The sequence below is a fragment of the Candidatus Pelagibacter sp. genome, from assembly GCF_052049815.1.
GTDB lineage: Bacteria > Pseudomonadota > Alphaproteobacteria > Pelagibacterales > Pelagibacteraceae > Pelagibacter.
Genome location: NZ_JBNGZG010000043.1, coordinates 1 through 7,473 on the forward strand (window position 1 = coordinate 1; position 7,473 = coordinate 7,473).

Here is a 7,473-nt window from a genome sequence, read left to right on the forward strand (position 1 = left end):
TATTTGGAAATAAAATTTTTAATAAAATCTTTTTTTTCTAAAGTTGAATGAAATATAAATTGTAAATTTTTAAATTTATTCGATAATAATTTTATAGATTTTATTAATATCGGTAATAATAACTTTAATTCTGATAATCTACTTCCAGGAAAAACTGAAATAATTTTTTTACTAGTGTCAATTAAATTTGAAATATCTGTTTTTTGAAAATTTTGTTTTTCAACTAATGGATGACCTACAAAAGTGTTATTAATATTTTCTTTATCAAAATATTTTTTTTCAAAATTAAATAAGAGTAATATATGATCTAAAAAGTTTTTAAATTTCTTTACTCTACCTTCTCTCCACACCCAAACTTGTGGAGCTACGTAATGTATTGTTTTAATTTTAGGATTAATCTTTTTAATTCTTTCTGCAACCCGTAATGTAAAATCAGGACTATCAACACTAAATAAGATGTCAGGATTAAATTTTGTTATTTCATCTACTGTATAATCAATTTTTTTTTTAATTTTAAATAAGTTTAAAATTACACTAGTAAAACCAATGTAAGTAATTTCTTTAAGATTAAAAATAGATCTTATGCCAAGTGAGTTTAAATAGCTTCCCCCTACTGAAAGATATTCTATATCATTATATTTTTCTTTAATTTTTGAAATAACCTTTGAGGCTAATTTGTCTCCTGAAGTTTCGCCTGTTAGTATAAATATTTTTTTCATATAACTTTTATAAAAATTTTATTTTTATTTGCAAAATTAATACATTTTTTTTTATCTATAAAAATATTAGCATTAGATTTTAAGATAATTCCTTTTATAAAAAATTTCTTACAATCTTTTAGTGTATCAATTCCAATAGTTGGCAGATCAATTCTTAGATCTTGTTTTTTTTTAGGAAACTTTATTAAAATATTTTCTAGATTTTTATTTTTTTTAATTGAGTATATCAATTTCTTAGTCCCACCTCGTCCCTCTTTATGAAATTTATTGTTTTTATCAATTATTAGACCTTGAATGTGATCAAAAGAATTTTGTTCATTTAAAATTTTAACACCATGTTTAATTGAGCTTAGATTTTCTTTTATGGGTTTTGTTTTGGTATAAATACCTTTTTTTAAAGTAAGTTCAGGGTTGTAATAGTTTGATTTTAAAACTTTAATTTTTTCTTTAGACAATATTTTAATAATTTCTTTTAATATTGCTGCATCGCCTTTTTTTGCTGCTTTAATTATTTTTGGAATATAATAAACCCCTTTTAAATCTAATTTTAATGAGGAAAAATTAGGTTTTTTTACTTTTCCAGCAAAAATTATTTTTTTACACCTATAAGATTTGATGATTTCTATTATTTTTCCGAATTGACCAAGAGAAACATAATTTACATTCTTTTCTTTTTTAAAAATTCTATTTGTTGAAAGATCAATTATAAAAAAATTAATCTTTAGTTTTTGTATTTTTTTTAGAATTTCTTTTGGAAATTGAGTCTCTCCAAATATTAAGCCTAACATTATTTACTAAATGGTGAACAAATTGGTCTTTTTTTATCCTTATTTATAAAATTAACTACATCCTTAACTAATTCATTATTTTGAAATGATCCATTAAGTTTTGATAAATTTTCAGAAAGTTTATCCGTTTTAAATATCTCTTTATAAGCTTCACTTAATTCAAGAATATCTTTATTAGAAATGTTTTTCCTTCTTAAACCAATTAAATTCAAACCTTGTAAATGGTTTCTATTACCAATAGATAAACCATATGGAATTACATCATTTAACACTCCAGTCATTCCTCCAATCATTGCCATTTTTCCAATTCTTGTAAACTGTTGCACAGCTGAATTGCCACCTATAACTACATGATCACCAATTTCGGCATGTCCTCCAATTGGCACATTGTTAGCTAAAATCACATTATTTCCTATAATACAATCATGGGCAATGTGAGAAGAAATCATAAATAGACAATTATCACCAATAATTGTTTTACCTCCTCCACCTGTTGTGCCTGGATGTATGGTAACATATTCTCTAATTTTATTATTTTTTCCAATAACTAATTCGGTTTTTTCTCCATTATATTTTAAATCTTGAGGATTATTTCCAATTGAACAAAATGGATAAAAAGTATTACTTTCCCCAATTTTAGTATGTCCAGAAATATTTACGTGAGAGTACAATTTATTATTATCAGATATTTGTACTTCAGGACCAATCACGCAATAAGGACCAATTTCGACATTATTTCCAATTTTTGCTTTTGAATCTATAATTGCTGTTTGGTGTATCATTTTTTTTCTTTTAAAAATTTTCTTAAATTAGTTGCTGGATAACCCATAATTCTCGTATTATCTGGAGTATCATCTAATACTCCACTGCCACCGCCAATATGAACGTTATTTCCAATTTTTAAATGACCTGATATTCCAGCTTGACCACCAATCATAACATTATCGCCTAATGTGGAGCTTCCTGCAAAGCCAACTTGACCAGCAATAATACAATTATTTCCAATTTTATTATTGTGAGCAATATGTACTTGATTATCTATGTAAGTGTTTTTTCCAATAATAGTATTTGACATAGATCCTCTATCTATCGTTGCACCACAACCTATTTCGCAATTATCTTCAATTATTACGATTCCAATGTGTGGATACCTTATGTTATTTTCTTTATTGGGGAAAAAACCAAAGCCTTTTTTTCCAATTATAGCCCCATCTAAAATACTAACATTATTTTTAAGCAAAGAATTTCTTAGAATTACATTTGAACCAATTGAGCAATTATCACCAATGATTACATTGCCTTCGATTATAGAATTATGTCCTATCTTACAATTTTCACCTATCTTTACATTTTTTCCAATATATACATTTTTTCCAAATTTAACTTTTTTTTTATAATTAGTATTTTCAATTTCTAAAACTTCGTCATCAAAATCATCTGTTACTGATGATGGATAAAATTTTTTGGTTATTTCAGCAATACTAAGTAAAACATTTTCAACAATTATTGGTTTACATGAAGAAGGTAAGTGAGAAACTAAATTATTTAAAGTTACACAATAAGATGCCTTTGTTTTAGAGGCTAGTTCAGCATAATTTTTATTATGAAAAAAAGTTAGATCCTTTTCTGTAGATGAAACTAAATCTTTTACATCATAAATTTCATAATTATCATCAATTGATTCTAATGAAATAAATTCTAAAATTTCATTAATCTTAAAAGGCCCATAATTTTCAAAAAAAGGATTTGTCATTGATATTTATTTATCAAATAACAAAAGATAGTCTTATCAAGAAATATTACTAATTATTTTCTGTCTACAATCGTTGCAGACCATTGGGCATCAGCCATTTTTTTTCCATCAACAAAAGCTTCACCTTTGTATTTCCAGACTCTACCATGAGAACGAATAGCTTCGATGTTTAATTCAAGTTTACAATCTGGAATTACTGGATTTCTAAATCTAGCTTTTTCGACACTCATAAGAAAAACTAATTTATTTTCATATTCTTTTTTATCAATACCAGCAGCAGTCAAAGCTGCAGCAGCTTGTCCAAAAGCTTCAACAATTAATACACCTGGCATTACTGGATTGTCAGGAAAATGACCTTGAACATAAAAACCATCTTTTTTTACGTTCATTATTGCAGTAGCTGAATGAAGTTTTTTGATATTTATTAACTCATCAATTAATAACATAGGTTCTCTATGAGGTAATAATTCTATAATTTCTTTCTTATTTAATGAGTCATTCGGCATCAATTTATCCTTTGATTTGTTTTACCTCATTATCAACTAATACAAGTATGTCTTTTGTGATATCTAATTTTGAGTTTGAGATTATAAGAAACTCTTTTTTTAAAATCATATCTATAGAATTAGTTTTAGAATAATCTAAAAGTATCTTATCAATTTCTTTCAAAAGTAAATTAGTTAAATTGATTTTTTTATTATTAAATTCATCAAAATTTTTTTTCTTTTTTCTTTGTAAATCAGCAACTTTATTTTGGTGTTCTATAACATTTTTTTCAAAATCTTCTTTGCTTAAAATATTTTGTTTCGAAAGAATTTCATTTTTTTTTTTTAATAACGAATTTTCAATCTTCTTAAATTCCTCTATCTTCTTTGAGTTTTCATTTTCTAATTTTTGTTTAATTTTTTTTCCAGCAATCGACTCATTTATTATATAATTTAAGTCTATATATCTTATTGTATTTTTTTCATTAGATGAAGCTATACTAGTAAAACAAATAGATATTAAAAATATTTTGAAATAGAATTTCATTAAAATGTAGTTCCTAAATTAAATCTAAAAGTCTCTGTTTTGTCAGAATTTTTCTTTGTTATTGGATGTGCCAAACTAAAACTTAATGGACCAATAGGTGTAAACCAATCAACACCTACACCTGTTGAACTTCTTATTGAATTTGATTCATTGATAGATGAATTGTAATCAACTCCCCACACATTAGCAGCATCGTAAAAAACATTGAAATCTATAGTCTCAAGAGACTCAAAAATAGGTAATGTAGTTGCAGCATTCATAGATGCTATATAATTACCACCAACGTAATCTTTACCATCTAATGGACCAATTTTTCCTGCTTCAAAACCTCTAAGTTTTTTTGAAGGTAGATATAGTCTGTCTGAAATACGAACTTTTTCATCACCAAAAGAATTTGCAGCTTTACCGAAAATTGAAATTGAAGCAACAAGATCATCCAAATATTCGTGATATGTTGTAAATTCATAACCATTTATTAAAGTTTGATTATCACCTACATTAAAAGGAACTGATTGTGAAAAAGTGGATATAAAACCATCACTAGGTTGGTAAGACTGATTTCTTTTATCATAACTAAGGCTATAAGCGCCATTAATATCAAAATAACTACCTTCTTGTTTCTTTAACAAAGAAGATGCTGTTGAAGAAGTAGTGATAGACTCATATTCAGTCTCAAATGATGGTCTAATATATAAATCTTCCAAATGCTCAAAACCTGTTCCTATACTGAATCCTGTTTTATTTGTTTTATACCCAAAGTTTTTTAACCTATCAGTTTCTAGACTTTGGACTGATAAAGTTAAATCTCTATCTGAATTTTTATAATTATTCTTCGTATATGAAAATTGTCCTCTAATAGTTTCTTCACTCAATGTTAAATTTGAGTCTAGCTGAATACCTTGGCCTAAAAAATTATTTTCTCGAATACCAAACATTGTTGAAGCACCAGATGTGCCTATACCGGCTCCTAGTGAAATCTCACCAGTTGGTTTTTCTTCAACATTTATATCTATTATTTTTTGTATTTCATCTTCATCGTTAGTTACATTTGCTTCTACAGATTTGAAAATATTTAAACTTTTAATATTACTCAAAGATTTTTGAAATAAGATATCATTGAAAGGATCTCCCTCATCAATAATTAATTCATTTCTAACTACATCTTCAATGGTAACATTGTTTCCTAATACATTTATTTTCTTAATATAAGTTTTTATGTCAGGCTCACTTAAAATAATATTCACATTTATTTTTTGACCATTAATCTTTTCATCAATTTTAGCATTTACAAATTCATAATTTTCAGTTGATGCTATTGTTTCAATTTCATTAAGCATTTTTTCTAAAACTCTAAAGGAATATTTTTCACCAGAGTAAGAATTTAATTTGCTTAAAGACTTAACAAAATATTTTTCATCATAGTCATCAGGTAAACTAATCGTAAAATTATCAAAATAATACTTATCTCCACTATCAATATTAAAAACTAATTTAAAATTCTGGTCATCTTGATATTGAACATTTTCACTCAGGATTTTAACATTATAGTAACCTTTATTTTTGTAGAAATTTAATAAAAGTCTCTTATCTAATTGTATTCTTTGACTATTCAAAAGTCTTTTGGAAGTTAAAAATTTCCAAAATTTATCTTCCTCTGAAGTAATTACATTCAGTAATTTTCTTTTTTTAAATTTTTTGTCTCCTATAAAAATAATCTCTTTAATGAAAGCTTTTTTTCCTAGTGAAATATCATAAATTAAATCAACAGTATTATTATCATTTTGTTTTTTTTTAATGTCCACATCTGAAAAATAATAACCAACTTCTTGCAGAGAATTTTTTAAAAAAGATAAATCATTTTTGACATTACTTTCAATAAATGGATTTTTTTCTTTAATTTTTAACCCACTCAGTAATTCTTTTTTTAATGTTTTATTTTTAACTCCTTTAAATATCAAATTTTGAACAACTGGATTCTCAATTAAAGTTATTGTCAGAATTGAATTTTGAAAATTTATTTTAACATCAGAAAAAAAATTTGTTTCATATAAATCTTTTAAAACTTTGTTTAACTTATCATCATTAATTTCATCTCCCAGTGATATATTAGCAAACATTTTAACCGTTTCTAGGTTCACTCTTTCGTTACCTATCAACTTTATTTCATTTAATCTATCTGCGAATGCAGATTTAAAAGACAAAAATAGAAGTATAAAAAAAATTAACTTTAATTTTAAAAATTTTAAAAACATGAGCCCTTATACACTTAAAGATCTTATTTTTAAACGTACATAATTGTTTAAATTCAATATATCATTTATATTTTTTGGTTTTATTTTTTTATATTTGATAAATTCTTTGAAATTTAACACTTGGATTAATTTTTTTGAAATTTCATTAAATTTGATTTTTTTCTTTAGAAATAAACTTACCAACTCATCATTTGAAGCAATTAATACTGTTTCAAATAAAGAAATATTATTTGGAATATATTTTAATACATTGATTACTGGATAGCGTTTTGAATTAATTTCCTGAAAATTTAAATTATTCAATTTTTTAAAATTAATTGGATTTGAGAAAATTTTTTTTTGATCTTTTAAATAAATTGAATTGAATATAGGTATTGTCATTGATGTATCGTGAATTAATAATTTAACTAATCCATTGTTAAATTTTACTATTGCATGGACATAAGAGTCTGGATGAATAATTGCTTTGATTTTATTATAATTTAAATCAAATAAATTTTTTGCCTCAATAATCTCAAATACTTTATTCATCATTGTAGCTGAATCGATTGATATTTTTTTTCCCATGCTCCAGTTTGGATGGTTAAGTGCTCGATTAGGATTAATATAATTAAATTTTTTTAAAGGAAATTTTAAAAATGGTCCTCCAGAAGCTGTTATATAAATTTTTTCAATTTTGTCCAATCTATCATTTTTTATTAATGACCAAATAGAAAAATGTTCTGAATCTATTGGTATAAATTTTGTTTTATATTTTTTTAATTTGTTAAGAATTAAATTCCAGGCACATATGATTGACTCTTTATTTGCTATTCCTATTTCTTTTGTGCGGTCTATTATTTCCAATGTAGGTTTTAAACCATCGATACCACTTATTGAACACATTGTGTAATCAAAAGTGCTTTTATTCTTTTTTTTAAATTCAATTA

At 24.8% G+C, this 7,473-nt stretch carries 7 protein-coding genes and 1 pseudogene; all 8 read right to left on the minus strand.

What is annotated here, in order from left to right; translation table 11 throughout:
• Nucleotides 1-719, minus strand: a pseudogene (locus ACTT9D_RS06295) (lipid-A-disaccharide synthase); the annotation flags it as partial.
• The gene (locus ACTT9D_RS06300; protein WP_440930938.1) at nt 716-1,507 is read right to left on the minus strand and encodes an LpxI family protein; all 792 of its coding nucleotides are present in this window, start codon (nt 1,505-1,507) and stop codon (nt 716-718) included. The pseudogene ACTT9D_RS06295 and the gene ACTT9D_RS06300, both read right to left, overlap by 4 nt.
• The gene (gene lpxA, locus ACTT9D_RS06305) at nt 1,507-2,289 is read right to left on the minus strand and encodes an acyl-ACP--UDP-N-acetylglucosamine O-acyltransferase (RefSeq protein WP_440930939.1); all 783 of its coding nucleotides are present in this window, start codon (nt 2,287-2,289) and stop codon (nt 1,507-1,509) included. The genes ACTT9D_RS06300 and lpxA overlap by 1 nt, the downstream gene beginning before the upstream one ends.
• On the minus strand, nt 2,286-3,260 hold the full coding sequence (lpxD, locus tag ACTT9D_RS06310; RefSeq protein ID WP_440930940.1) for a UDP-3-O-(3-hydroxymyristoyl)glucosamine N-acyltransferase: 975 nt from the start codon (nt 3,258-3,260) through the stop codon (nt 2,286-2,288). The genes lpxA and lpxD overlap by 4 nt, the downstream gene beginning before the upstream one ends.
• A 53-nt stretch (nt 3,261-3,313) precedes the next feature.
• Nucleotides 3,314-3,766: a 3-hydroxyacyl-ACP dehydratase FabZ gene (gene fabZ / locus ACTT9D_RS06315; protein ID WP_440930941.1), complete on the minus strand. Its 453-nt coding sequence runs from the start codon at nt 3,764-3,766 to the stop codon at nt 3,314-3,316.
• Nucleotides 3,767-3,770: 4 nt separating this feature from the next.
• On the minus strand, nt 3,771-4,292 hold the full coding sequence (locus ACTT9D_RS06320) for an OmpH family outer membrane protein (protein WP_440930942.1): 522 nt from the start codon (nt 4,290-4,292) through the stop codon (nt 3,771-3,773).
• A complete protein-coding gene (gene bamA, locus ACTT9D_RS06325) occupies nt 4,292-6,493 on the minus strand; it encodes an outer membrane protein assembly factor BamA (protein ID WP_440930943.1) in 2,202 nt (733 codons plus the stop codon). The genes ACTT9D_RS06320 and bamA overlap by 1 nt, the downstream gene beginning before the upstream one ends.
• A 57-nt stretch (nt 6,494-6,550) precedes the next feature.
• Nucleotides 6,551-7,473 (minus strand): 1-deoxy-D-xylulose-5-phosphate reductoisomerase (locus ACTT9D_RS06330; protein WP_440930944.1); only part of this gene is annotated, 923 nt, incomplete at its 5' end.

Bases quoted from the DNA above. Each gene is read 5' to 3' on its own strand.
- lpxD (WP_440930940.1), bottom strand. From the start codon at position 3,260: ATGACAAATCCTTTTTTTGAAAATTATGGGCCTTTTAAGATTAATGAA.
- lpxA (WP_440930939.1), bottom strand. From the start codon at position 2,289: ATGATACACCAAACAGCAATTATAGATTCAAAAGCAAAAATTGGAAAT.
- ACTT9D_RS06300 (WP_440930938.1), bottom strand. From the start codon at position 1,507: ATGTTAGGCTTAATATTTGGAGAGACTCAATTTCCAAAAGAAATTCTA.
- ACTT9D_RS06320 (WP_440930942.1), bottom strand. From the start codon at position 4,292: ATGAAATTCTATTTCAAAATATTTTTAATATCTATTTGTTTTACTAGT.
- fabZ (WP_440930941.1), bottom strand. From the start codon at position 3,766: ATGCCGAATGACTCATTAAATAAGAAAGAAATTATAGAATTATTACCT.